24 protein-coding genes and 1 other annotated feature are annotated in these 24,977 nt (G+C 35.7%); of the genes, 17 read left to right on the top strand and 7 right to left on the bottom strand.

Annotated elements, in window-relative coordinates; all coding sequences use genetic code 11:
- Window positions 1-253: 253 nt before the first annotated feature.
- A complete protein-coding gene (locus tag FEZ33_RS09105) occupies window positions 254-823 on the top strand; it encodes a Gx transporter family protein (RefSeq protein ID WP_138405072.1) in 570 nt (189 codons plus the stop codon).
- A 57-nt stretch (window positions 824-880) separates the two neighbouring features.
- On the opposite strand, the gene FEZ33_RS09100 is transcribed toward FEZ33_RS09105, so the two are convergent.
- Complete coding sequence (locus tag FEZ33_RS09100; protein ID WP_171031351.1) at window positions 881-1,615, bottom strand: hypothetical protein; 735 nt, start codon at window positions 1,613-1,615, stop codon at window positions 881-883.
- 250 nt (window positions 1,616-1,865) lie between these two features.
- Here FEZ33_RS09100 and FEZ33_RS09095 point away from each other — a divergent pair, with 250 nt between their 5' ends.
- From FEZ33_RS09095 to FEZ33_RS09060, 9 genes are all read left to right on the top strand, one after another.
- Window positions 1,866-2,297, top strand: a complete 432-nt coding sequence (locus FEZ33_RS09095) for an HIT family protein (protein ID WP_138405070.1) — start codon at window positions 1,866-1,868, stop codon at window positions 2,295-2,297.
- A 14-nt stretch (window positions 2,298-2,311) separates the two neighbouring features.
- Complete coding sequence (locus FEZ33_RS09090; RefSeq protein ID WP_138405069.1) at window positions 2,312-2,665, top strand: YtxH domain-containing protein; 354 nt, start codon at window positions 2,312-2,314, stop codon at window positions 2,663-2,665.
- A gap of 127 nt (window positions 2,666-2,792) precedes the next feature.
- Window positions 2,793-3,869, top strand: a complete 1,077-nt coding sequence (locus tag FEZ33_RS09085) for a peptidylprolyl isomerase (protein WP_138405068.1) — start codon at window positions 2,793-2,795, stop codon at window positions 3,867-3,869.
- Between the two features lie 217 nt (window positions 3,870-4,086).
- On the top strand, window positions 4,087-4,242 hold the full coding sequence (locus FEZ33_RS12485) for a hypothetical protein (RefSeq protein ID WP_171031350.1): 156 nt from the start codon (window positions 4,087-4,089) through the stop codon (window positions 4,240-4,242).
- A gap of 359 nt (window positions 4,243-4,601) precedes the next feature.
- Window positions 4,602-6,476: an FAD-dependent oxidoreductase gene (locus FEZ33_RS09080; RefSeq protein ID WP_138405067.1), complete on the top strand. Its 1,875-nt coding sequence runs from the start codon at window positions 4,602-4,604 to the stop codon at window positions 6,474-6,476.
- 117 nt (window positions 6,477-6,593) lie between these two features.
- The gene (locus FEZ33_RS09075; protein ID WP_138405066.1) at window positions 6,594-7,568 is read left to right on the top strand and encodes a polyprenyl synthetase family protein; all 975 of its coding nucleotides are present in this window, start codon (window positions 6,594-6,596) and stop codon (window positions 7,566-7,568) included.
- A 111-nt stretch (window positions 7,569-7,679) separates the two neighbouring features.
- Window positions 7,680-8,963 carry an FMN-binding protein gene (locus FEZ33_RS09070; RefSeq protein ID WP_138405065.1) on the top strand — a complete coding sequence of 428 codons (1,284 nt, stop codon included), beginning with the start codon at window positions 7,680-7,682 and terminating at the stop codon, window positions 8,961-8,963.
- A gap of 131 nt (window positions 8,964-9,094) precedes the next feature.
- Window positions 9,095-10,201 carry an FAD:protein FMN transferase gene (locus FEZ33_RS09065; protein ID WP_235888807.1) on the top strand — a complete coding sequence of 369 codons (1,107 nt, stop codon included), beginning with the start codon at window positions 9,095-9,097 and terminating at the stop codon, window positions 10,199-10,201.
- Window positions 10,194-11,138, top strand: a complete 945-nt coding sequence (locus FEZ33_RS09060; protein ID WP_138405064.1) for a UbiA family prenyltransferase — start codon at window positions 10,194-10,196, stop codon at window positions 11,136-11,138. The genes FEZ33_RS09065 and FEZ33_RS09060 overlap by 8 nt, the downstream gene beginning before the upstream one ends.
- Window positions 11,139-11,176: 38 nt before the next feature.
- On the opposite strand, the gene FEZ33_RS09055 is transcribed toward FEZ33_RS09060, so the two are convergent.
- Window positions 11,177-11,596, bottom strand: a complete 420-nt coding sequence (locus FEZ33_RS09055) for a DUF1801 domain-containing protein (RefSeq protein WP_138405063.1) — start codon at window positions 11,594-11,596, stop codon at window positions 11,177-11,179.
- Window positions 11,597-11,625: 29 nt separating this feature from the next.
- A complete protein-coding gene (locus FEZ33_RS09050; RefSeq protein ID WP_138405062.1) occupies window positions 11,626-12,024 on the bottom strand; it encodes a NusG domain II-containing protein in 399 nt (132 codons plus the stop codon).
- 160 nt (window positions 12,025-12,184) lie between these two features.
- Between FEZ33_RS09050 and FEZ33_RS09045 the strand changes: the two genes are divergently transcribed.
- The 3 genes from FEZ33_RS09045 to serS all read left to right on the top strand — a co-directional run bounded on the left by FEZ33_RS09045 (window position 12,185) and on the right by serS (window position 15,048).
- Window positions 12,185-12,802 carry a 50S ribosomal protein L25 gene (locus FEZ33_RS09045; RefSeq protein WP_138405061.1) on the top strand — a complete coding sequence of 206 codons (618 nt, stop codon included), beginning with the start codon at window positions 12,185-12,187 and terminating at the stop codon, window positions 12,800-12,802.
- 91 nt (window positions 12,803-12,893) lie between these two features.
- The gene (locus FEZ33_RS09040) at window positions 12,894-13,421 is read left to right on the top strand and encodes a tRNA (cytidine(34)-2'-O)-methyltransferase (protein WP_138405060.1); all 528 of its coding nucleotides are present in this window, start codon (window positions 12,894-12,896) and stop codon (window positions 13,419-13,421) included.
- A gap of 34 nt (window positions 13,422-13,455) precedes the next feature.
- Window positions 13,456-13,681: a binding site (T-box leader), on the top strand.
- Between the two features lie 77 nt (window positions 13,682-13,758).
- Window positions 13,759-15,048 (top strand): serine--tRNA ligase, encoded by a 1,290-nt coding sequence (gene serS, locus FEZ33_RS09035; protein ID WP_138405059.1) that lies wholly within the window; start codon window positions 13,759-13,761, stop codon window positions 15,046-15,048.
- 274 nt (window positions 15,049-15,322) lie between these two features.
- Here the strand turns inward: serS and FEZ33_RS09030 are convergent, their stop codons facing one another.
- Window positions 15,323-16,162, bottom strand: coding sequence for an undecaprenyl-diphosphate phosphatase (locus FEZ33_RS09030; protein ID WP_171031349.1), 840 nt, complete (start codon window positions 16,160-16,162; stop codon window positions 15,323-15,325).
- Window positions 16,163-16,327: 165 nt separating this feature from the next.
- Window positions 16,328-17,356, bottom strand: a complete 1,029-nt coding sequence (locus FEZ33_RS09025) for a lactonase family protein (RefSeq protein ID WP_138405058.1) — start codon at window positions 17,354-17,356, stop codon at window positions 16,328-16,330.
- 133 nt (window positions 17,357-17,489) lie between these two features.
- Between FEZ33_RS09025 and FEZ33_RS09020 the strand changes: the two genes are divergently transcribed.
- From FEZ33_RS09020 to FEZ33_RS09005, 4 genes are read left to right on the top strand one after another with little or no spacing between them, the layout of a single operon-like run.
- On the top strand, window positions 17,490-18,698 hold the full coding sequence (locus tag FEZ33_RS09020) for an AI-2E family transporter (protein ID WP_138405057.1): 1,209 nt from the start codon (window positions 17,490-17,492) through the stop codon (window positions 18,696-18,698).
- 40 nt (window positions 18,699-18,738) lie between these two features.
- Window positions 18,739-20,199, top strand: coding sequence for a DUF5068 domain-containing protein (locus FEZ33_RS09015; RefSeq protein WP_171031348.1), 1,461 nt, complete (start codon window positions 18,739-18,741; stop codon window positions 20,197-20,199).
- An 18-nt stretch (window positions 20,200-20,217) separates the two neighbouring features.
- Complete coding sequence (locus FEZ33_RS09010) at window positions 20,218-20,898, top strand: DUF554 domain-containing protein (RefSeq protein WP_138405055.1); 681 nt, start codon at window positions 20,218-20,220, stop codon at window positions 20,896-20,898.
- Between the two features lie 30 nt (window positions 20,899-20,928).
- Window positions 20,929-22,680 carry a M3 family oligoendopeptidase gene (locus FEZ33_RS09005; RefSeq protein ID WP_138405054.1) on the top strand — a complete coding sequence of 584 codons (1,752 nt, stop codon included), beginning with the start codon at window positions 20,929-20,931 and terminating at the stop codon, window positions 22,678-22,680.
- Between the two features lie 57 nt (window positions 22,681-22,737).
- On the opposite strand, the gene FEZ33_RS09000 is transcribed toward FEZ33_RS09005, so the two are convergent.
- Window positions 22,738-23,385: a type 1 glutamine amidotransferase gene (locus tag FEZ33_RS09000; RefSeq protein WP_138405053.1), complete on the bottom strand. Its 648-nt coding sequence runs from the start codon at window positions 23,383-23,385 to the stop codon at window positions 22,738-22,740.
- 22 nt (window positions 23,386-23,407) lie between these two features.
- Window positions 23,408-24,748 carry a Mur ligase family protein gene (locus FEZ33_RS08995; RefSeq protein WP_138405052.1) on the bottom strand — a complete coding sequence of 447 codons (1,341 nt, stop codon included), beginning with the start codon at window positions 24,746-24,748 and terminating at the stop codon, window positions 23,408-23,410.
- Window positions 24,749-24,977: the final 229 nt, after the last annotated feature.

Here is a 24,977-nt window from a genome sequence, read left to right as displayed (position 1 = left end):
GTGGTGAATTAACCATATCAGAAAGGGGGTCTTTTTTCATCACCTAATGGGTGATGAAGCAGATTACTTTAAAGACTATTAAATCAATGTTAGGAAAGACTATTAGTAAAACTATGAATTATTCAGGGTTAAGTATCTTTTGTTTTATTTTTGCATGAACGGTTAACAATATAAATAAATACGTGTATACTGTGAGAATAGTTATGAGAGATAATTGGAAGTATATAGATAAGTTGTTTAATGGAGGAATGAGATGAGACGAAGTCGTTATCAAATTATGGTGTACATTGCCATGCTAGCTGCACAGGCAGTAGTTATAAGTATTCTTGAAGGAGCGATCCCTTCACCTCTTTCCTTTGCTCCTGGAGCTAAATTAGGTTTAGCGAATTTAATATCTGTGATTGCTATATTCACACTGCCTTTTTCAAAAAGTATTCAAGTCGTGTTAATTCGAACTGTACTCACTGCTTTAATTGGTGGTAATATGTCAACGTTTTTTTATAGTTTATCGGGGGGATTGTTAAGTTACTTTGCAATGTTATGGTCGAAAAAACTAGGACCTAATAAGGTGAGTATTATTGGGATTTCTGTTCTCGGAGGGGTAATGCACAACATTGGACAACTAAGTGTAGCAGCCTTATTTGCAAGATCGTTCTCCGTGATGAATTATCTTCCGGTTTTATCAATTTCTGGGATTTTAGCTGGCTTTGTTGTCGGCTTCCTTGGGAATTTTTTACTCGAGCGTATCTCAGTTCTTCAGATGTATCATAAAGAACACGTCGCAAATACAGACCAAAAAAATTGGTTATCAAATCATAAATAAAAAATACCTTCTAACGAAGCTACTTGAAAAAGTACTCATCGTTAGAAGGTATTTTGCTTATTGACTTGAACCTTGTGCAGAAATTAATTGTAAGACACGTTGCGTTGTACCATCTGAAGCAGTTCGTTCAATTACAATAATACCGACAGTTGGGGCAAAGTAGTAATTATAAGTAACAGAACCACTATCTTCTTGCGCCTGTTCTTCAATACGAAGAACATCATTAAAGGTTTGGCCACCTACATCATATGAACTTATTAATTCGGATACCTTGCGTCTTTTTTCTTTGTTGTATCCACTTGAAAAGCTTGATCCAATAGTTAAATCACTCGGTAAAATGAGCGATTCATCATTATCACTTGCTTCTGGTGAGTAACGTAAATCTTCTACAACATAATAATCATTGAAAGAAGCGAGTTCATAAAAGCCTGTATCACGGATTTGATACACATAAGCGATAGCTTCTTGGCCAGAAAATGACGTCACTTGAAAAATTCCGTTACTATCAGGCGAATATTCCATAATAATATCTTGGGCATCAAAGTAAACTTGATCACCTTGATATTGATAATTTATAAAATTTGCATAAGGAACAAATTCCTCAAAAGAAATGCTTATCTGTTGGCTCATACTTTCATCATCTACATTGTCATTTATTTCTTGATCCTCAGAAGAGTCAGGCAATTCATCTTGTTGGGAATCATTTATATTATTTTCTTGGGCTTGAATAACCTGTCCATTACTAATGCTTAAAAACATGATTGATAGAACAAAAGTTATAAACTTACGCATATTCAAATTAAAACTGACGCGCAAAATTGCCACCTACTTTCCATTTACTTCTTGTGTAATAAAAGTATAGCACATCAAAACTATATGTATGTAAAGATTTCGGGGAATAAAGATTGAAGAATTTACTAATTATATTCGGTTTTATGAATTATTTGTGAAATTGATCTCCAATTACCTAGTTATTTTTTTGTAATTCCGATAAAATCTAGTATGATAAACAAGATAAGAATTACATGAGAGGAAGATAAAGATGAAAGATTGTATTTTCTGTAAGATTATAGATGGTGATATACCTTCAGCGAAGGTATATGAAGACAATGAAGTATTTGCATTCTTAGATATGTCGCAAGTAACTCCAGGGCATACTTTAGTAGTACCAAAAAAACACGTTGAGAATATCTTTGAATATGATGAAGATGTTGCGGTAGCAATCGCAAAACGCTTACCTAAAATTGCGAATGCAATAAAAGAAGCATTTCCAGAAATTAAAGGAATGAATATCGTTAATAATAATGGTGAATTAGCATATCAATCCGTTTTCCATACTCATTGGCACCTATTACCACGTTACACTGAAGATGATAAATTCGCTATCGAGTTTAGTAATAATCAAGACAGCTATACACAAGAAGAGTTCAATGAAAGAGCAGCATTAATTGCATCACAAATCAAAGAAAATTAAAGAGGTGTATTTATATGGTTGGATTTAAATCAGGATTATTTTGGGGAGCTTTCTTTGGAGGACTAGCAGGGTTAATGAATGCGCCCAAGAGCGGTAAAGAAACGCGTGAAGATTTGAAGCACTTTATCGATACGACAACGGATGATGTGAATGATGTTCGTTATAAAGTAGACAATTTAAGAATGTCAGTGCAGAAATTAACTCAAGAAGGCATGGATAGTGTTAAAACTGCGACAGATGGTATTCAAACATCGTTACAACATTTCGAAGAAGAAACCACGCCAAGAATTAATCGGATTCAACGTCATATCGAGGATTTAAACGAAGATATTGAAGAACAAGTAGAAGAAATTAATCTTAATAATTAATTAATTTAAATGAACTTAAATCAATTTGTTTGAATTTTCCTAGATTAATATATTAACATGGAGTTCAAATAGATAAAGTATGATATATTTGTAACATATTTAAAAATAGTTAGGAGCCAAAAACTTTATGAAAAAAACGCTAAAAAAAGTATCATTAGTTGCTTTAACATCAACATTATTACTTTCAGGACTAGGTAGTATTGCCTCAGTAATGGCACAAGAAGAATCAGCAAGTGAGGTCATTGCAACTGTAGGTGGCGAGGATATTACTAAAGAGGAATTATATGAATCAATGAAAGCTATCGCTGGTGATACAACATTGAGAACAATCATTCTAGAAACTGTCTTAGAACAAAATGTATCGGATGCTGAAGCACTAAGAACTGCAGCGGAAGAAGAAGTCCAAGCTCAGATCGACGAAGCGGGTGGAGAAGAAGTTTTCCAACAATTACTTGCATACCAAGGTTTAAGTGATATCGAAACATATACTTACCAAATCTTTGTAAGAAATATGTTCCAAGAAGTAGTAGAGAGCCAAATTGATATGTCAGATGAAGCTATCACAAACTACTATGAGAATGAATACTCACCATTAATGAAAGCCCAACATATCTTAGTTGAAACTGAAGAAGAAGCACTCGATGCAATCGAAAGAATTAATAATGGCGAAGAATTTGATGCAGTTGCTCAAGAAGTTTCATTAGATTCAACAGCACAAAACGGTGGATTATTACAACCATTCCCAGCTGGACAAATGGTTCCAGAATTTGAAGAAGCAGTAATGAACTCAGAGAACGGCGAAATGACAGAAACACCTGTAGAATCACAATACGGTTTCCATGTTATTCGCACAATCAATAATGGTGAAAAACAACCATTAGAAGATGTTCGTGAAGATGTTGAAGAACAATACGTTACTTCACGCTTTGCTGATAGCCAATTCGCTTATGGAGTGATAGGTCAATTACTCCAAGATACTGGATATGAAATCCATGACGAAGACTTACAAAACGCTGTTCAAGACTTAATTGATCTTGCAAATGCAAACAATGAAGCAGCAACAGAAGAAGAATCAACTGAGGAGACAACTGAAGAATCTACGGAAGAAACTTCAGAAGAAACAGCTGAGGAAACAACAGAAGAATCAGCAGAAGAAACAACTGAAGAGACAACCGAAGAATCTACAGAAGAGTCTGCAGAATAATTTATAGCTTTTAATAGACGACTGATTATTAAATCAGTTGTCTATTTTTTTGAGAATGAATGAGCAATTACTTATTATTGGCGGGGACTTCACATTTAGTTTAAGATAAACTCATGAAAAGACTAGCGATTTCTTAGGGAACTTTAAAGAAAGTCATCTGATGTGTATGTTAAATTGTATAAGGTTAAAAAATACATAATAATCAGGAGGCTATGAAATGACACAAACAATAATTTCAAGAATCACTCAAGGTAAAGATGTCGCACAAAAAGCAATCGTTGAAAATTTCAGAGGTCTATATCGTAAAGATTCCCGTTTTACTTATCCTGAAGCCACACTAATACTACCAAAATCAATTAAAAACAATAAATAATCACTTACAAACTCCACTGTATATCGCTTGCTGATGTATAGTGGCATTTTATTGTTTGTATATGTGAATTCAGCTACAAGCCGAGATTCATGTGATTCAAAAAAAGCGTTTGTGAAAAAATAAACACCATTTTTAATCAATGAATTAGTATAAAATTCGTATTTAGATAGCGTCGATCACTTGATATTATAAATACCATTAAAAAATTAATATGTGAAATGGCGAGCTAGTAGTTTTGTTCCTATGGGATAAGCAACGAAATGACTTGTGAAAAAAACATTAAAGTAAAAAACACATTGTAAAATCGTAATACTAGCGGTATACTATGAACGAAATTATTTGATAGGAAGTGAATATAATTGGCAAAAGAAATAGTAATTGTAGGTGCTGGCTTTGCCGGTGTTGCAGCGGCAAGAAAATTAGGTAAGAAATATAAAAAAGACAAAACTGTCAATATTACATTAGTTGACCGTCATTCATATTTAACATATATGACTGAATTACATGAAATTGCGGGTGGACGTTTAGAACCAGATGCAATTAAATATGATTTACGTCGTATTTTCCATCGTTTGAACAACGTAAAATTAGTAACAGATAATGTATCTGAAATTGATCACGATAACAATGTTGTTATTGGAGAACAAAGCAATTATAAATTTGATTATTTAGTATTAGCTGTTGGTGCTGAACCAAATGATTTTGGTATCGACGGAGTGAAAGAAAATGGATTCACATTATGGTCAATGGAAGATGCAGAACGCGTTCGTGAACATATTATTGATATGGTTTATAAAGCTGCGCGTGAACACGACCCAGTTAAACGTCGTGCTTTACTATCATTCTTAGTTTGTGGTGGTGGATTTACAGGTGTTGAGATGATTGGTGAATTAGTTGAATGGTTACCAATCTTAGCTGAAGAACACAAATTAAACCCAGATGAAATCTCATTCCATTTAGTCGAAGCGGCTCCAAAAATTCTAAATACAGTTACAGAAAAAGAACAAGAACGCGCGATGAAATACATGCGTAAAAAAGGCATTGATATTACTTTAGGTGATGGAATTGCTAAAATCGCGGATGACCATATTGAACTTGCTTCAGGTAAGAAAATTGATACATATACTTCAATTTGGACTGCTGGTATTAAAGCAAATACTGATGCTAGCGAATGGGGCGTTGAACAAGCTCGCGCAGGTCGTTTAGTAGCAGATCAATACATGCAAGCAAAAGGATACGACAATGTATTCGTAGCTGGAGATTTAGTTTATTATGAAGATCCAACAAACAACAACATGCCGACACCTCAAATCGTTCAAGCGGCAGAGCTGACTGGTGATGTTGCTGCAACAACAATCATTTCAGAAATTAGTGGAACTGAAAAAGAAGAATTCGAAGGTAAATATGATGGTAACATGGTATCTATTGGATCAACTTACGGTGTTGCTTATCTCTATGATAAATACAGTGTCCAAGGCTTTATCGCCATGTTCATTAAACATGCAGCTAACGTGATTTACTTCTTAAGTATTGGAAGTTTCTACTATGCATGGTTGTATGTTCGTCACGAATTCTTTACAATCAAACACAAACGTAATATTTTCCGTGGTCACTTATCTGCTCATGGTAATATTCTATGGTCTGTGCCATTACGTCTCTTCTATGGAGCTATGTGGTTAGTTGAAGGATTGAAGAAAACATTTGGTATGTTTGGTGGTCAATCTTGGTTTGAAGATGAAGTTGTCTTCCCATTCCCTTGGTTACAAGAAGAAGTAACAAGTGCAGCGTCTGCAACTGAAACAGAAGAAGTTGTTGAAGTAGCAGAACAAATCTTTAGTTTAAACTATGTTTACGGTGAAGAGCCAATGTTAGTCTTTGATGAAATGCCAGGCTGGTTCGCATCAATTATGGAATTCATGATGCCGAATCAAGATGTTGCATTATTCATGCAAAAAATGATGTCCTTAGTAGAATTAGGAATTGGTTTAGCTTTAATAGCTGGATTATTCACATTCTTAGTAAGTGGTTTAACTGTTGTCTTAGTAGCAATGTTCTGCCTATCAGGAATGTTTGTATGGGTTAACATGTGGTTCATCCCAGCTGCAATTGCTTTAATGATGGGTGCAGGTCGTGCATTCGGATTAGACTACTATGTAATGCCATGGTTAGGTAAACTATTCGATGGTTGGATATGGGGCAAACCTAAGCATATCTACACAGATAATATAGGATAAGAGAATAGATTATTTTAAATCGAAAGCTAGGATTTTAACGGATAGAAAGTAGACCTATCTTCGTTAAATCTTGGCTTTTTATATTTTTATAATGTTTATAGATGGGAGAAAAAAACATTGATACATGAGATTTGGCGTGAGTATCCTGAGATAGAAAAAGCCTTAAAAGAAACTAAACAAACCATGCGTGAAGGTATTTCTATTCGCATACCCGAAATAGAAGCTAAGATACAAGAATACATTGATGCGCCAGGTAAATATCTACGTGCAGGTTTATCTTTGATGTTTTTCTATATGGAAAAAGGCAGTATAAACAAAAAAATAATTACATATGCTGCAGCGATTGAGTTACTGCATTTAGCAACGTTGATTCATGATGATGTGATTGATACAGCCGATTCAAGACGTGGTATTGAAGCTATGCACATAGCACAAAGTAATAAAATCGCGGTCTATGCGGGTGATTATCTTTTTAGCTACAGTAGCCGTTTAGCATCTGACTTAATTGATGAAGTTCAGTTCCAAAACCGCAATAAGTGGATTTTAGAAAATATTATGAGTGGGGAATTGCGCCAACTAGCTAATACCTTTAATAAAGAGATGACAATGATTGATTACATTCGTCAAATTAGAGGAAAGACAGCCATGTTATTTGCGCTGTCAGCTTCAGGTGGGTACTATCTAGCAAATAATGATTTTCGAAAAGCTCAAAATGTGAGATTACTTGGAACATATCTAGGCATTGCCTTTCAATTACAAGATGATTTAATTGATTTTCTAGTTCCAGCAGGAGATTCTGGAAAGCCTAGTATGCAAGACGTTCCTAATGGTATTTACACGGCACCTTTGCTGCTTGCGATGGAGAAGAGTGATGCAGTAAGTCGTTACGTTAATGAAACAGATGAGTGGGATAAAGCATCTTTAGATCAATTAGCACAAATGATTAAAGAAACTGGCGCTTTTCAAGACACAGAAGTACTCATTGATCGTTATATTGAAAAAGCCTTATTTTATCTAGATAAAATAAGTGATTCTGAGTATAAAGCACAAATCAAGAAAATAATCATACTAATATCTAATCGACAGTACTAACACCAGAGTCATTACTAGACAAATAAATGATTCTATTATAAACTAAATTTAAGTAATTTTGCCTTTGTATCACGAAGGTAAACACTTACCAAAAAAAAGGAGATGACATTAATGAAAAAGAATTTATTAAAGGGTACTCTATTATTAGGATCAATGTTTATATTAGCTGCCTGTGGCGCTGAAGAAGAAGCACCAGAAAGCGTAGAATCTGAAGTATCAACTGTTGTCGAAGAAGAAGTAGAATCGGAAGAAACTACAGAAGAATCAGAAGAGTCAACTGAAGAAGAAACATCAGAAGAATCAGAAGAGTCAACTGAAGAAGAAACTACAGAAGAATCAGAAGAGTCAACTGAAGAAGAAACATCAGAAGAATCAGAAGAGTCAACTGAAGAAGAAACATCAGAAGAATCAGAAGAATCATCTGACGAAGAAACATCAGAAGAATCAGAAGAATCAACTGATGAAGAAACATCAGAAGAATCAGAAGAATCATCTGTGGAAGAAACATCAGAAGAATCAGAAGAATCAACTGACGAAGAATCATCAGCAGATTCAGAAGAATCATCAGCAGATTCAGAAGAATCAGCAGATGACGCTGCAGTAGTAGGAACTGACGAATCAGCAGAAGCTGGAGCATTAACAGACGGTGAATACTCAGTTGTAGGTAATCCAGACGAACGTGGATGGGCTGTAACTCATACAATCACTGTTGCAGATGGAGAAATTACTGATTCAAACTTTGATTACGAAAATGAAGACGGCGACTTAAAATCAGAAGATGAAGAGTACAATACTCAAATGGAAGATGTAACTGGCGTATCATCGGCAGATGCAACACAAGAATTAAATGATGCATTAGTTGAATCACAATCAGCAGATGTAGATGCTGTTTCTGGTGCAACAACAACATCGACTTCATTCCAATTCACTTCGCAAGTATTATTAGAGTTAGCTGCACAAGGTAACACTGAAGAAGTTAATGTTGATGAATTAGAATTAGCAGACGGTGAATATTCAGCTGAAGACTTAACAATTACTGTTGAGGGTGGCGAAATTACTGACGCAACATTTGAAGCTGAAGATCAAGATGTTGCTGATGAATTAGCAGCTGCTTTAGTAGAAGCTGGAAACGTTGAAGGTGTTGAGCCAGTAGAAGGACAAGAAGAACTTTCTACAACATTCATCGCTTTAGCAACTCAAGCTACAAATGATGCTAAATTAGCAAGTTTAACAGCTGATGAAGCTGATGCAGAAGAGTCTAGCGAAGAATCTGAAGAGTCATCTGAAGAATCAAGCGAAGAGTCAGCATCAGAAGAAACTTCGGAAGAATCATCTGAAGAAGAGTCAGAAGAATCGTCTGAAGAATCAACTGAAGAAGAATCATCAGAAGAATAAGCCAAAATAATTAAATAGAAAATATGTCATTAGTGAGCTAATTTAACAATTAGCTCACTTTTTCACTTTTATAGAAGCTATATGAATAGTATAATAGGAATTACGAATTAGAATAGCTAGGAGTATATTTAATGAAAAATGCAATGAAAAAAGTGTCCTTATTTGCTACAGCACTCATCTTATTTGGTTGTGCAAGTGATGATGAGCCAGAAGTGGTTATATCAGGAGCAAGTCCGACAACTACGACAGAAGTAAATGAAAATGGACTCCCGATTGCTAAAGAACCTACAAGCATAACGGAGACGATGTTACATACGGTTGTTCAAATGCAAGTCTATCATGAAGGCGTCGAAGATGTGATGCAAGAAGCGATTGATTATATGGCGGAGATGGAAACACTCCTTTCCACAAACGTTGAAGGATCTGACGTATATAGAATCAATGAGAATGCTGGGATTGAGCCGGTTGAAGTACAACCTGAAACAATGGAAATCATTAAACGTTCAATTCAAATTGCCCAAGAGAGTGATGGGCTCTTTGATATCTCAATTGGGGTTCTCACAGATTTATGGCAAATCGGAAGTGATGATGCGCGTGTTCCAGAAGATTCTGAAATAACTGAAGCCGTTAATCTAATCGATTATGAAAAGATTAGCATTGATGAAGAGAATATGACGGTCATGCTTGAAGAAGAGGGAATGTCGCTAGAGTTAGGTGGTATTTCTAAAGGATACATTGGTAGTGGTATTGTTGAGATTTTTGAGGAAAACAATATTACCACAGCCATCATTAACCTTGGGGGAAATGTCGTTGTTATGGGGACATCACCATCTAATGAAGAGGGTTGGAATGTTGGGGTTCAAGACCCTGATGAAGTACGTGGTGAAATTGTTGGGATTCAACGTGTCATAAATGCAGCCATTGTTACAAGTGGAATTTACGAAAGATATTTAGAAGTAGACGGCACAAAATACCATCACATAATGGATCCACGTACAGGATACCCTTTAGATAATGAGATTTCAGGTGTAACTGTCTTTGCACCAACCTCTTTTGATGGTGACTCTTATTCGACAGCCTTATTCTTAATGGGCATTGAAGAAGGTATCGAGTTTATTAATTCAAAAGATGGCTTTGAAGTAGCTTATGTCGATAAGGAAGGTGGCGTACATCTTTCTGCTGGTATAAAAGATAGTTTTAATTTAACGAATGAGGAGTATTACATCGCCGATGAATAAAATAAATTTAAAAATATTTTTAGAATTTGTCGAAATTCGAACAAAAATAGCTAGTTTTTTCCCAATGATGGTTGGTTTTTTATGGACAGGTTACTATTTCAAGGAATTTAATTGGTTGAATTCAATTATATTTTTCCTAGCTGCGACTTGTTTTGATATGACGGTAACAGCGATTAATAATACATTGGATTATCACAAAGCCTTGGATAATAACTATAAGGAAGAGCAGAATGTGATTGGTAAATACAAATTAAATTACCGCACGATGGTCATAATTGTATTTATCCTATTAGCTATTTCGCTGATACTTAGTTTATATCTCGTTTGGTTAACAGATCCAATGCTCTTGTTGATCGGAGCTTTGTTATATTTTATTGGAATAATCTACACATTTGGACCGTTACCTATCTCACGGACACCTTACGGGGAGATTTTCTCGAGTTTAACGATGGGATTCGGTATCACTTTTCTGGCGGTATTCATGACCCGCTATGAAGTACTGCTTTCAAGTGAATGGACTTGGACGAATTTAGTATTGAATATCGGTTGGTTTGATATTCTTAAGATATTTTGGTTCAGCTTGCCACAAATATTTTTAACAGCGAATATTATGCTTGGCAATAACACCCGAGATTTGGATACAGATATTCAAAACGAACGACGGACGTTAGTTTACTATATTGGTAGACCGAACGCGATTCGCTTGTATCAGTTGCTTAGCTTCTTACCATGGATTGTGTGGTTGACTTATATTATTGCGGGTATATTCCCTTGGTGGACGATTGTTACTTTAGCCGTTGGCTATGTTCATTATCAAAGTGTGATGAGATATACGGAAAGAATTCCACAGCCAATTGCCTTTAAAGAAGCTATTCAGAGTTTTATATTGTTTTTAAGTATGTATGTCATTGTTCTATTTGTTTTACTGTTAGTATAAAGACAGCCTCGATTTTATTGAAAATCGAGGCTGCTTTTTTATTTAGGATATTTACTTAAAGTATGTTCCATTGAGATTTCTAACATTGTTTTTAAGACATCTAAATCAATATCAGCTAATTTATTTACGTAAATACACATTTTACCAGTGGTGTGTTTTCCAAGTTGTGCTAGTAATTTCTCTTTGTCTTTGAAATCGGTAGCAAGGTACAAACTAAATTTGGCTTTTCTAGGGGAAAAGGCTAAATAGGATGCATCGCCTTCACGACCAGAATCGTAAACGTAATGGTAAGTTCCAAAACCGATAATATTTGGATACCACATTTGAGGTTCAAAACCAGTCACTTCTTTAAATAAATCTAGTAAAACAAATGAATCAATTTGTTTTTGTTTTGAATCAATCGACTCAATAAATTCGACGACATCTTCACCAGTGGGTTTAAATTTAGCTGCTGACATAATAAGACCTCCATTTTATGATTAGTTAATTACAAGGGTAGTATCAATTCATCTTCAGCCATTTGGCCTGTAATCTCTAACACGAGCCCGTGGGGGAGACAAATCGCAGTTTGTCCCGGTCTTTCAATCCAACCTGTTCTAACGCCAACTTGATCAGGACTATTATCTTCTTTAATACGAGCTTGGTTATTATTGATTTCGATAATATTGTACTGGTTATCGTTTGGATAATATGTCTTTTCGACTTCTAATCCTTCTGATAATGGGAACTCATCTACAACTTCACCGTGGATTTTCACTATCGCAACGGCATCTCCTGAATCATTGAGATGAGCATTCGTAATGACATTTGGAATAAAAGAAATGATAATTGATACGATAATAAATACATAATCAAAGGGTTTAAAGTAGCTTAATATTTTTCTCATGGGACCTACCTCTCTATTGCAAAGCAACGAATCTTTACTTATTGTATAAAAAAAATACGGTTTTATCTAGCTTTTTAGAGGAAAATTTGATACTATAACGTATGTGCGAAAATTACTATTTGAAATGCATTAAATTATTTATAGATAAGGAGATTTTATTATGAACTTAAAAGCAGAACTTAGAGAAACAACTGGCTCAAGTGCTTCACGCAAAGCTCGTGCTGAAGGAAAAGTGCCTGTATCTTTATACGGTAAAACAGTAGAAGCAACTTCGCTTTTAGTAGATCGTCGTGATTTCGAAGCTTTATTAAAAGAAGAAGGTACTAACGCGGTATTCAATTTAGACTTTAACGAAGGTACTCAAAAAGTATGGTTAAAAGACTATGAACGTGCAGCGTTAAAAGACGAAATGTACTCAATTGACTTGGAAGCTATCTCTGCTGACCAAACATTAACGGTAGAAATTCCATTATACGTTGTTAATGAGGAAACAATTGAAGAAGGTATCGTTGAAATCGTTGAAAACGAAATTACTGTTGAAACTAAACCAGATACAATCCCTCAATACTTTGAAGTGGATGTTAAAGGCTTAGAAATCGGTGATACTTTAACTGTAGCGGATATCACTCTTCCAGAAGGTGTAGAAATTATGATGGAAAACGATGCAACAATTGTTTCAATCTCAATTCCTACTGAAGAAGCAGAAGACGTAGATCCAGATGCAGAAGCAGCTGAACCAGAAGTAATTGGTGCAACTGAAGAAGCAGAAGAAGAGTAATCTTCAAATAATTCTATTAAAAGACACGTTCAATACGTGTCTTTTTCTATCTAAACATTCACCAAATTACGTGAAGAAAGGGAGGATTCCATTGAAAAATCATATTGCTTTATTTGAACCGTTGATGCCTGCAAATACAGGGAACATCTCAAGAACATGTGCGGCAACTAATTCAACGCTCCATTTAATTCATCCCCTAGGATTCTCAACCGATGATAAAATGTTGAAACGTGCTGGCTTAGATTATTGGCATAATGTTGATATTGTCGAGCATGATAATCTAGAGGCATTTCTTTCATACGTTGGTGAACGTAAACTGTATTTAATTACAAAATTTGCACCTCAAATTTATTCTGAGGCAGACTTGGCTCAAAACGAAAGTAATGAGCAATTCTTCCTATTCGGAAAAGAAACAACCGGACTTCCTGTTGAATTAATGGAAGCGCATAAAAATGACAGTTTGCGAATCCCAATGAATGACGAACATGTACGGTCACTAAACTTGTCAAACACTGCTAATATCATCATATTTGAAGCTTTACGCCAACAACAATGGCAAGGTCTAGAGGCAATTCATCATTATGATGATACTGACAAAGCAAAAGACTTGAATTGGTAGGATTGCTTGACTTTATGGCGGGATAATTTATAATATGATTAAATGAGAAACGAATAGTATTTGAGATAACTGCTAAGAGAAGTGATGGTTGGTGAGAATCACTCAGTTTAATCAAAGAATCCACGTTTTATTCAGCCTACGAAAGCGCGATTAAGTAGTGCCGGCCTCACCGTTATTGAATTTAAGAGCAAGTAAACTCACTATTATTGGGTTTATTTGAACTTGGGTGGCACCGCGAATGAGAACCTTTCGTCCCATGATTTATTCAGGGACGGAAGGTTCTTTTTTATGGCTATTTTTAATAAAATTAAAATTTAATATCACAGGAGGAAATAATATGTTAAATCGTAAAATGTTAAGAGATGACTTTGATTTTGTCGCAGAAAAACTTGCAACCCGAGGTGTGGAACGTGAGGTATTAGAAAATTACCGCGACTTAGACGCACAAAGAAGAGAATTAATTGCTCAAACTGAAGAAGCGAAACAAACACGTAACGAAACTACCGAGAAAATTGCTCAATTAAAACGCAACAAAGAAAATGCGGATGAGCAAATCAAAGCAATGCAAGAAATCGGGAAAGAAATTAAAGCGATGGATGACAAGTTAGACGCGATTCAGACTGACTTAAATAATATTGAATTCACATTACCTAATATTCCACATGAAGATGTGCCAGTTGGTGAAGATGAAGACGATAATGTTGAAATCCGCCGTTGGGGAGAAATTTCAGAATTTGATTTTGAAGCATTAAATCATTGGGATATTGCTGAAAACTTAGGTATCTTAGACTTCGAACGTGGAGCAAAAGTTGCCGGTGCGCGTTTCGTATACTATGTAGGCCTAGGAGCTCGTTTAGAACGTGCTGTTTATAACTTTATGTTAGATACTCACGGGAAAAATGGCTACCGCGAAATGATCACACCTTATATGGTGAATGAAAAAGCAATGTTCGGAACTGGGCAATTCCCTAAATTTAAAGAAGATGTATTTGAGTTAGAAGGGGACCGTAACTTAACTTTAATTCCAACGGCAGAAGTTCCATTAACGAACTACTATGCTGATGAAATTCTTTCATTAGATCAATTACCTGTACACTTTACAGCATTTTCACCATCATTTAGATCAGAAGCAGGAAGTGCTGGTCGTGATACGCGTGGATTAATCCGTATGCACCAATTCCATAAAGTTGAATTAGTTAAACTTGCTCGTCCGGATGAATCATATGCAGAATTAGAAAGCATGACTAAAGATGCTGAAGGTATCTTAGAAGCATTAAAAATTCCATACCGCACAATTGTCTTATCAACTGGAGATATGGGATTCGCTGCCGCTAAAACGTATGATATTGAAGCATGGATTCCAGCTCAAGATACTTACCGTGAAATCAGTTCTTGTTCAAATACAGAAGCTTTCCAAGCTCGCCGTGCAAAAATCCGTTACCGTAACGAATATGAAAAAGTAGAACATGTTCATACTTTAAACGGTTCAGGATTAGCAGTAGGCCGTACTGTTGTAGCAATCTTAGAAAACTACCAACAAGCAGATGGATCTGTGAAGATTCCTGAAGTACTTGTACCATACATGGGTGGCATTACAGAAATCACTAAAGAAAATGCTATGGGATAATTAAATTAAGTTAAATAACCGAAAACCATAACTAAGTCGTGTGCTAAGTTATAGTTTTCGGTTTTTTGTTTTGGGGTTTGGGTGGGATGGGGCGTCGTGAGCTGGCGCGACACTCCTTATTTCGATTTGCTGTCCATCGCGAGTCGGCACGACACTCCGCATTTTGATTTGCGGTCCATCGCGAGTCAGCACGACGCCCCTTAAGAGCCCATTTTATCAAAAATAACCCAGCTAATTGCCATTAAGACAATCAACTGGGTTTATAAATTAAATATTAAAACTGGAACAGCGAGTAAAGTATAACGATTGCACCTAATACGATACGATATTTACCAAAGCCAGTAAAGTCATTACGTTTCAAGTAGTTCAGTAAGAATTTAATTGCAAATACTGAAACAATAAAAGCAACAAACATTCCGAATAATAAGTAAATCCATTCAACTGTTGTGAATGCGAAACCTAAGTCTAGTAGTTTAACTAAACTTGCACCAAACATAGCTGGGATACTTAAGAAGAATGAGAACTCAGTCGCAATGTGACGAGACGTTCCAACTAATAATCCACCGATAATCGTAGAACCTGAACGAGATGTTCCAGGAATGATAGACAATGCTTGGAAGATTCCGATTTTAAAAGCTGTCGCAAAAGATAATGAATTAAAATCAGTCACTGTAGCTGCATGTTTAGATTCACCGGTGCGTTCAATCCAAATAAAGATAATCCCGTACACAATCAGTGCAATAGCAACAACAATAGGATTATAGAAGTATTCATCCATATAATCTTTTAAAGCAAAGCCGAAGATTGCGACTGGAATACTTGCAAAAGCAACTTTAAACCAAAGCACCCAAGTATCTTTACGCTCCACTGAAGTTTTCTTTGGTGAAAAAGGGTTTAATTTATTAAAGTAAAGTAAAATTACTGCGAAAATTGAGCCTAGTTGTACAAGTACTAAAAAGACCTCAACGAATTCTGAAGATAAATTCAAAGGAATTAAATCTTCTAAGATAATCATATGTCCCGTACTACTTATCGGTAGCCACTCTGTGATCCCTTGTACCACACTCAGGACAAATATTTTTATAAGTTCAATAATATCAATCATTTGATCCATGTTTCCTATCCTCTCTAGAAATTTATTCAATCCATTATAACGTAAATTCACTAAAAAAGTATAGTATCCATTATAAAATCGAATTTAAACGTTTTCGTCAAAGAAAAATAACAGCAAAAAAAGCCAAACTGAAATGGTTTGGCTTTGAATTCATTATTTTGTTAATTAAGCTGAGGCGATGCACACACACTCAGGTGCTAGTGTATTATTTTGAATAAATGTTAATTGACCTGTCTCAGCGTTACGGTCAAATACTGAAATATGATCTGTATCTTGGTGAGCAACTAGAACATATTTTTCAGTTTCATCAATATTGAAATCACGAGGGATTTCACCGTTCGTATCGATTTCTTGAATTTTCGTTAAAGCTCCACCATCTTCAGAAATTTCAAAGACTGTTAATACATTATGGAAACGAGTTGAAACATATAAGAAGCGGCCATCATTCGTAATACGAATTGCAGCGCCTGCAGATTTTTCAACATGTTCTTCAGGAATATTTAATTGCGTTTCAACGGCTGCCATTTTACCCTCAGCGTCTAATGATACAACGGTTGTTGTGTTTGCTAATTCACCGATGATGTATGCGTAGGGTTCTGTTGGATGTAATACTAAATGACGTGGACCCGTTCCAGGAGTTAATTTAATCTCGCTAGAAGGAGCTAAAGTACCGTCTTCAGCGATTTCATAAGTTGTAACGAAATCTGTCCCTAAATCACAAACAAATAATAAGTTTTGCGAATCATTGAAATCAGCATAGTGAACGTGAGACGAGTCTTGGTTTTCATGAATACTTGAACCAGAATGTTCCACGGTTTGAATTACATTTAACTCTTCACCGTCTAATTTGAATACATCAATCACTCCAGCATGGTAGTTAGATACATAAATAGTTTGACTACTTTCACGGTAACTCACGTGACAACCACTACCGTTATCACCAAAACCACTAGCTAATTTGTCCCAAGTACCTTGGTCGTTCTTTTTGAAAGATACGATTCCACCTTGGTCATTTTCTTTATGAATCGCAAAAAGTAAATCCTTAGTTTTAGATAAAGCCACAAAAGTGGGGCCGTTTAATTCGCTAATTAAACTTGGATCTGAAAAAGCGCCTTCTTTGGCATCAAATTCTACTTGATGAATTCCTTTATTGTCTCGTTTTGTATAGCCACCTAAAATAAATGTTTGAGTCATTTGATATCCTCCCAGTATATTAATACATAAAGTATAGCATAGATGAGTAAAATCATGAATGAATTAGATTCTTGAGTTTTTTTATTAGTAGTGTGTTAAAATATCATTATCTTAAGTCATTGGAGTGAATTTTATGACAGATAATAAACGGAACGAAAAGCGTAAAGAAAGTTGGTTTGTAAGTCAATTTCTGAACAACCAATTTGTAATTTTCTTATTCAATACACTGTTAATTTTATTAATTATTTTAATATTTACACGTGTCGCGTACTTATTTACCCCAATCGTCACTTTTGTAAATTTAGTGGCTTTTCCAATTGTTGCAGCGGGGATTTTATATTATTTATTTTCACCATTTGTTGCGCAATTAATCCAACGAGGCGTATCAAGAAATATTTCGATTTGGATTATTTTTATCATTATTATTGCATTAATTAGTTGGGGTATTTCCACATTAATTCCATTGCTAAGAGAGCAAGCGACGACATTCGTAGAGAATATACCTAATTATCAAGCATCTCTAATGGAAACGATCGAGTCTTTACCCATCGATCTCGAAAGTGGTTTTATTGACCCGAATATTACTGAATTTTTTGCCAATATTGATTGGAATAGTATCACAGATCAGTTGAATACGATTATTACATCTACATTTGGCGGTTTAGGAAGTGTGATGGGAACGGTGGCACAATTGGTAACCGGGTTAATTACAATGCCAGTGTTACTATATTATTTATTGCTAGAAGGATATAAAATTCCGCAATATATTCTCTACCATGTGCCAGATAAATACCGACCAAAAGTAGGGCGGATTTTATTCAAGTCGAATCATCAAATCTCACAGTACATTCGCGGGCAAATTTTAGTGGCACTCGTAGTCGGGGTTATTTTTGCGATTGGTTATTCAATCATTGGTTTAGATTATGCTATATCACTGTCTGTGATTGCCGGAATATTTAATATTATTCCTTATTTGGGCTCGATTATGGCGGTTGTACCAGCATTAATAATCGGTTTATTAATCTCGCCATACATGTTTATCAAAGTATTGATTGTGGTGGCCATCGAGCAATTGCTTGAAGGACGATTTGTATCGCCACAAATATTAGGAAACAATTTAAAAATACACCCAGTAACAATCCTATTAGTATTACTAGGTGCCGGACGCCTATTCGGCTTATCAGGAGTTATCTTAGGGGTTCCAGGCTATGCGGTTATTAAAGTAATTGTGACGGAGCTATATAATACATTCCGAGAATCTTCAGGATTATTCGAAGAAGAATACGAAGTGGAAACATTAGCACCCGAAGTTATCGCAAGTCCTGTAGAGGAAAAAGAATAAAAGTAAAAGGTTGAAGTATATGAACAAACATACAAACAGAATGAAATTTAATAAAAAAATCGGGCTCGTATTAATTGCAGCTCTGTTCCTTGTCGGTTGTGGCAAGATTGAAGAGACAATTGAAGAAGTTGTTTCTAGCCAAGAAGTGAGCCAGGTAGAATCAGATGTCACGTCTTCAAGTGCGGATAATACTGAGAATGAAACAGCTGTTGATGCGCGCTTTGTACCAGAATTTAGCCAAGTGATTGCTGAATTTAGAAACAGTGATGTGTTAACACTAGCGGATGAATCTTACTTTAAAGTGAATGAAACTTTCTCTCAAACACAGAATAATTTTCAATTAAGTGTCGAGAATATAGAAGTCTTTGAAGTTGAAAGTGCGGATGAGTCTGTAAGTAGTGAATTTAACTATGAAGACAATCCTGGCGCAGTCGTCTTAATGGAAGTGGCCATAACGAACTTGACAGATGAGACAATTTATTACCCGATTGAAGGCTTACGCATGAGTTATCAATCAGCAGATATGCAAATGCACCCATCATCTGCTTTATATCCAGCTCAAAGTGGAGATTTAACGAAAATACTCGAACAAAATAACGGTGAAATTGGACCAAGCATGACCGTCAACGGTTATCTTATCTATAGCTTCGGTCAAGAAGAATGGGAAGAAGCCTCAGCTTTAGGAAATGTCTACTTAACTGTCGTACCACCTCAATCGGAACCCGATGCCATCTCAGGTGTGGGTGCAAGTTTACTAGGAGATGAACGCATTCTTTATCTCCCATTAGACGAGGAGACTCAAGAACAATTATCTGAGAATAAACAAATGATTCCAGATCGTTTATCATCAGAATGGTGGGGTCAAAAGACAATCTTAGCTCAAGATGAATTGAACGAAACGAGTGAAGATGACGATGTTTCAGTTGAGTTATTAAGAGCTGAAATCAGTGATTTTGAACCGAAAGATATTTATGAAGAAAATTTTCAAAACTTTAATTATGGTCAAATCATCGTATCTATTGAGTATGAAGTTACTAATAATAGCGATTATGAACTCCTTCCAGTAGATGGGGTTGCAACTTTACAAATTGGTGAAGATAGCTTGAATAGTGATTACGTCTTAATTAATGATTATAACGGCACAGTTATCAAACCAGGTGATAGTTACACAACGATTAAGACTTTTGCCTTGGATAAACTGAGATATCAAGAAGTTTGGCAAGGGGAACCTTTCTATATCGCGATTAACACACCAGTGAAAAGCGAAGACGAAGAAGTGTTAGAAGAGGAAGCTGAAGAAGAAACAATCGAAGTTAGCGACGATTTAATTTATTACTTTGATTTTACTTGGACACCTAGTTTGGTTAATTACATTAATGAAGACTTAGATGTTGTAAGTGAAAGTGAATATCAAACAGATAGTGAGTCACTTGATGAGAGTGCGTCAGAAGAAGAAGTGGAAGACAGTTCAACTGATGAAGCAAGTGATGACTTAAATTAACCGAACAGGAGTTGGAATATGGGAGCAATCGTTAATGCAGTAGCCATCATAATGTGTTCTTTGATTGGACTACAAATTCGTTCAGGTATCCCTGAGCGAATACAAAAAAGTTTAATGCAAGCTGTTGGCTTGTGTGTTCTATCTATCGGAATTGCCGGTGCAATCCAAGGGAATAATACTATTGTTATGATTTTAAGTATTGTTCTTGGAACACTCATTGGCGAGTGGGTTGATATTGATCGCCGTGTTCTATCTGGCATTAATAAAGTAGAGAAGAAAATCGGTAAAGGTAGTGCCAAATACGGTGACCTTTCACACGGAATGGTCAGTGCCGCAATGATTTTCTGTATTGGATCAATGGCCATTGTCGGATCTTTAGAAAGTGGCCTCATTGGTGACAATACAACTCTTTATACGAAAAGTATCTTAGATGGTATTACATCGATTCTATTAGCATCATCTTTAGGTATTGGTGTTGCCTTAGCATCAATTCCTGTTCTATTGATTCAAGGAAGTATTATTATTTTTGCTGGCTTACTAGAGCCTTGGCTACCCGCGGATGTCATCACAGAGATTATCTGTGTAGGTTCTGTATTATTAGTTGGCTTAGGCTTGAATATGATTGAAGTCACTCAATTCAAAATAATGAATTTTGTTCCAGCAATTATCTTACCTGTAATAATTATGTTATTTATTTAAGTAAATGTAGAAAAGAAAGGGCGTTATAAAATGTACAAATGGCAACTCGATGATTTATATGTAGGCTATGAGAGTGAAGAATTTAAATCGGATTGGGCAAAATTAAAGCAATTCGAAGAGGATTTTAACCAATTAACTTTAGAAGATAATTTAGAAGATATTAAAGCGGCTGTGAGATTTAAAGAAGACTTATTAATTACAGCAAGACGCATTGGCTCATTCATCAGCCTAACATTATCAACAAATACAACTGATGAAACTTCGACTAATTATCGTGGTCAGTTTTCAAAAGTAATGTCAGAACTGACTAAAAACCAAATTATCTTAGGTCGTTTTTTAGGAAGTATTACAACCGATATTACTCAAGATAGTGAGTTATCAGACTATACATTTGCCTTTAATGAATTGAAAGAAGAAGCAAAGCATTTATTAGATGAAGATATTGAAGCAGTGATTTCAAAACTAGATAACTCAGGTGCAAGTGCTTGGTCAAACTTACATACATTCTTAACTTCTACAGTAGAAACTGACGTAGATGGAACAACATATACGTTAAGTGAAATTCGAAACTTAGCTTATGATGCAGACCAAGATGTACGTAAAAAAGCCTATGAAGCTGAATTAGCCATGTATGACAAAATTAAAGACCCCGTTGCTTTCTCATTAAATAATATTAAACAACAAGTTCTAACAACGTCATCATTACGTGGCTATGAGTCACCCATAGATGAAACGTTGCAACAATCACGCATGGACCGTAAAACATTAGACAGTTTAATGACAGCAATTCAAAAATACTTACCTGAATTCAGACGTTATTTAAAACAAAAAGCTACTTACTTAGGACATAAAAATGGCTTACCATTCTATGATTTATTCGCACCCATAGGTGAAGCAAGTCAACAATTCTCAGTTGAAGAATCTGGAGAATACTTAGTAAACCACTTTAGACCTTTCTCAGATAAGTTAGCTGATTTAGTGCAAGAATTTTACGATAAGAACTATGTGGATTTCATTCCAAGAAAAGGTAAACGAGGCGGGGCGTTCTGCTCAAACTTACCATTTATTGGTCAATCACGGATTATGACAAACTTTGATGGGTCTCTATCTAGTGTCATTACAATGGCACATGAATTGGGCCATGCGTATCACGGTTCAATTATTCAAGCCCATAAACCATTGAATTGGTCATATTCAATGCCAGTTGCAGAAACAGCGTCTACATTTAACGAAACATTAATTATGAATGACTTGTTAAATAATACAGATGATGAAGTGGAGCAACTTGCTTTAATCGAATCATTATTACAAGATACGACTCAAATTATCGTTGATATTTATTCACGTTATTATTTTGAAACAAAATTATTTGAAGCAAAAGAAGATAAATTCTTATTCAGTCAACAACTGGAAGAGTTAATGAAAGAAGCTCAATTAGAAGCTTATGGCGACGGGTTAGACCCAGATTACTTACATCCATATATGTGGGTAAATAAAGGTCATTATTATTCAGCTGGTTTAAGTTTCTACAACTTCCCTTATGCATTTGGTGGTTTGTTCGCTAGAGGATTATACACAATCTATGAAGAGCAACCAGAAGGCTTTGTTGAACGCTATGATGAGTTATTAAAACTAACGACCGTATCATCTGTTGAAGAGACAGCAAAAGCGATGGACGTTGATGTCACTGATGTTGCATTTTGGCAAAAATCTTTAGACACTTTTGTTAACTATATTGATCAATTCGAAGAAATTACAAACAAATTAATGGCAACAAAATAATTAAACATAAAAAATTATCCCTGACTTTTTCAATAAAGAATGAGTCAGGGATAATTTTTATTTGTTTTGAATCGCTAATTCAACAATATGTCTTGCGAGCCATTCATTTCGAACGAGAAGTGGGCCATGGAAGTAAGAACCAAAGGTATTTTTGTAGTGAACACCTTCGGTTTGGTCCACGCCGTTATTCCCATTTCCTTTGACAATGCGACCCAGTGGTTTTAATTCGGGACCTAGATGAGTTACACCATTATGGTTTTCAAAGCCATAATAAGTTTGATCATTTTCTTCATCATAGATTTCAATATCATCTATAAAGCGAGAATCGATTTGTCTCTCAGTATAATGAGGTAAGATATTCATTCCTTCTAAACGATCACCAGCAGCATTGATGTAGTATTGACCAAGTAATTGGAAGCCACCACAAATGGTTAACATGACACCGTCGTTCTCAATGAATGATGCAATTTCATCGCGGATGCGCGGTAAATCTTGCGAGACGATCTTTTGTTCATAATCTTGCCCACCACCGAAGAAAAGTAAATCATAATCTTCAGCTAGAAAGTCATCACCTAGACTGACAATCGTTGTTTCAACCTGATATCCTGCTTCTTTAGCGTAATGCTGAAGCATTAATAGGTTTCCGTTATCGCCATAGGTATTCATTAAGTTGCCGTATAGATGACCAATTCGAATGTTTTTCATAAAGGGCACTCTTTTCTTTAAGTTATTTTGTTATATAGCCTGCTTGAATTAATTCTTTTCGTAAATCCAGCATGGCTGTATAAGTTGCGAAGATATGGACACTGTCTGTCTTCGCTTCGCGAGTCGCTTGAACCACTTCTTCTACAGAATTGAGTTCTTGAATGTCACCATCGAATAACTCTGCTACTTCTAAGCGTTTCGTCATATCTTCTTTACGCATTCCTGCAGTGTAGACAGATTGAATATTGAAATCAGACATCTTCTCGAAGTCTCCGTCCCAAATCCAACTCACATCTGTTCCATCAGCGTATTGATTGTTTAAAATCGCAATAAACGTCGATGGGTCTTTATCCAGGCCAACTAAGTCAATCACTTGATTTAAGCCGACGGGGTTCTTAACTAAATTAATTAACACTTGCTTGCCTTCAATATCTAAAATCTCTTGACGGCCAAAGACACGTTCTGCTTTCTCAAAGCCATCGTGAATTTGTTCAGGAGATAAATCAAAGAAGCGACCTAAACTATAAGCAGCTAAGGCATTGTAGATATTATACATTCCAGCGACTGGAATTTGGAATTGATAATCATTAATTGTAAAAGTTGAGTCTGTAATGTTCAAATCATCTAAACTCGTCACTTTATAGTCCAACTCAGGGCGTTTAAAGTCACAATTTTCACAATAGAATTTACCTTGGTTCGCATAAGTTAACGTGTGGTATTTTAACACGTGGTCACACTTAGGACATAAGATACCATCAGTGTTATGATGCGGAACGACATTGCCATCCATTTGATCTTCAAAACCAAAGTAAAGACGAGGGTTTGGTAAATCAATGGAATTTAAGATCGGCGAGTCTGCATTAGAAATCACTGTCGCTTCAGGCACTTCTTTTGCTGCATCAGCCATTAATTTATAAATTGTATATATTTCACCGTAACGGTCCATTTGATCACGAAAGACGTTCGTGTGAACAAATACTTTCGGCTGCACGTATTTGACAACGTGTTTTAGGGAACCTTCATCAACTTCAAGCACAGCAATGCCTTTTTTATTTTTCTCAAGGCGAGGGGCAGCTAGAAAAGTACTGACAATCCCTTGCTGCATATTTGAACCTGTCGGGTTAGTTAAGACGTGAGGGTAAGCTTCATTCAAAGCGTAGACACTTAACGCAGTCGTTAAGGTTTTACCATTCGTCCCAGTGATGATAGCAACATCATAGTTTTCACCTAATGTAGTTAGTATATCAGGGTCAATCGTTAAGGCTAGTTTACCGGGCAAACTACTTCCGCCACCAGTAAATTTTGTAAGAGCCCAACGAGATAGGCGGCCAACGTGAGTGGCAATATTACTTCTAAAGCTCATTCATAATTCTCCTTTGGTGAGTAAGATTACTCTTTTAACATTAGTATTTTAGCAATCATCCGTCTTAAAATAAAGTATTATATTTCCATAAAGTCATTCCAAAGGGAGCGTCAAGAAGTTTGTGTAAATAAAGAATTCCTTCTGTAAAAAAATCAGCTCTCTGCTAGTGTTCCAAACATTTCCCATAGCTCTGCTTCAGCTTGCTGGAAACCGCGGTGGCTTCGGGTTA

Source organism: Ruoffia tabacinasalis (genome assembly GCF_005864045.1).
GTDB classification, from domain to species: domain Bacteria; phylum Bacillota; class Bacilli; order Lactobacillales; family Aerococcaceae; genus Ruoffia; species Ruoffia tabacinasalis.
Note: the sequence above shows the minus strand (reverse complement) of the source record. Positions and strands in the feature narration are given on the sequence as shown.

Coding starts and splice junctions, on each gene's coding strand:
- FEZ33_RS09105 (WP_138405072.1), top strand. CDS start 254: ATGAGACGAAGTCGTTATCAAATTATGGTGTACATTGCCATGCTAGCT.
- FEZ33_RS09100 (WP_171031351.1), bottom strand. CDS start 1,615: ATGCGTAAGTTTATAACTTTTGTTCTATCAATCATGTTTTTAAGCATT.
- FEZ33_RS09095 (WP_138405070.1), top strand. CDS start 1,866: ATGAAAGATTGTATTTTCTGTAAGATTATAGATGGTGATATACCTTCA.
- FEZ33_RS09090 (WP_138405069.1), top strand. CDS start 2,312: ATGGTTGGATTTAAATCAGGATTATTTTGGGGAGCTTTCTTTGGAGGA.
- FEZ33_RS09085 (WP_138405068.1), top strand. CDS start 2,793: ATGAAAAAAACGCTAAAAAAAGTATCATTAGTTGCTTTAACATCAACA.
- FEZ33_RS12485 (WP_171031350.1), top strand. CDS start 4,087: ATGACACAAACAATAATTTCAAGAATCACTCAAGGTAAAGATGTCGCA.
- FEZ33_RS09070 (WP_138405065.1), top strand. CDS start 7,680: ATGAAAAAGAATTTATTAAAGGGTACTCTATTATTAGGATCAATGTTT.
- FEZ33_RS09065 (WP_235888807.1), top strand. CDS start 9,095: ATGAAAAATGCAATGAAAAAAGTGTCCTTATTTGCTACAGCACTCATC.
- FEZ33_RS09060 (WP_138405064.1), top strand. CDS start 10,194: ATGAATAAAATAAATTTAAAAATATTTTTAGAATTTGTCGAAATTCGA.
- FEZ33_RS09055 (WP_138405063.1), bottom strand. CDS start 11,596: ATGTCAGCAGCTAAATTTAAACCCACTGGTGAAGATGTCGTCGAATTT.
- FEZ33_RS09050 (WP_138405062.1), bottom strand. CDS start 12,024: ATGAGAAAAATATTAAGCTACTTTAAACCCTTTGATTATGTATTTATT.
- FEZ33_RS09045 (WP_138405061.1), top strand. CDS start 12,185: ATGAACTTAAAAGCAGAACTTAGAGAAACAACTGGCTCAAGTGCTTCA.
- serS (WP_138405059.1), top strand. CDS start 13,759: ATGTTAAATCGTAAAATGTTAAGAGATGACTTTGATTTTGTCGCAGAA.
- FEZ33_RS09030 (WP_171031349.1), bottom strand. CDS start 16,162: ATGGATCAAATGATTGATATTATTGAACTTATAAAAATATTTGTCCTG.
- FEZ33_RS09025 (WP_138405058.1), bottom strand. CDS start 17,356: ATGACTCAAACATTTATTTTAGGTGGCTATACAAAACGAGACAATAAA.
- FEZ33_RS09020 (WP_138405057.1), top strand. CDS start 17,490: ATGACAGATAATAAACGGAACGAAAAGCGTAAAGAAAGTTGGTTTGTA.
- FEZ33_RS09015 (WP_171031348.1), top strand. CDS start 18,739: ATGAAATTTAATAAAAAAATCGGGCTCGTATTAATTGCAGCTCTGTTC.
- FEZ33_RS09010 (WP_138405055.1), top strand. CDS start 20,218: ATGGGAGCAATCGTTAATGCAGTAGCCATCATAATGTGTTCTTTGATT.
- FEZ33_RS09005 (WP_138405054.1), top strand. CDS start 20,929: ATGTACAAATGGCAACTCGATGATTTATATGTAGGCTATGAGAGTGAA.
- FEZ33_RS09000 (WP_138405053.1), bottom strand. CDS start 23,385: ATGAAAAACATTCGAATTGGTCATCTATACGGCAACTTAATGAATACC.
- FEZ33_RS08995 (WP_138405052.1), bottom strand. CDS start 24,748: ATGAGCTTTAGAAGTAATATTGCCACTCACGTTGGCCGCCTATCTCGT.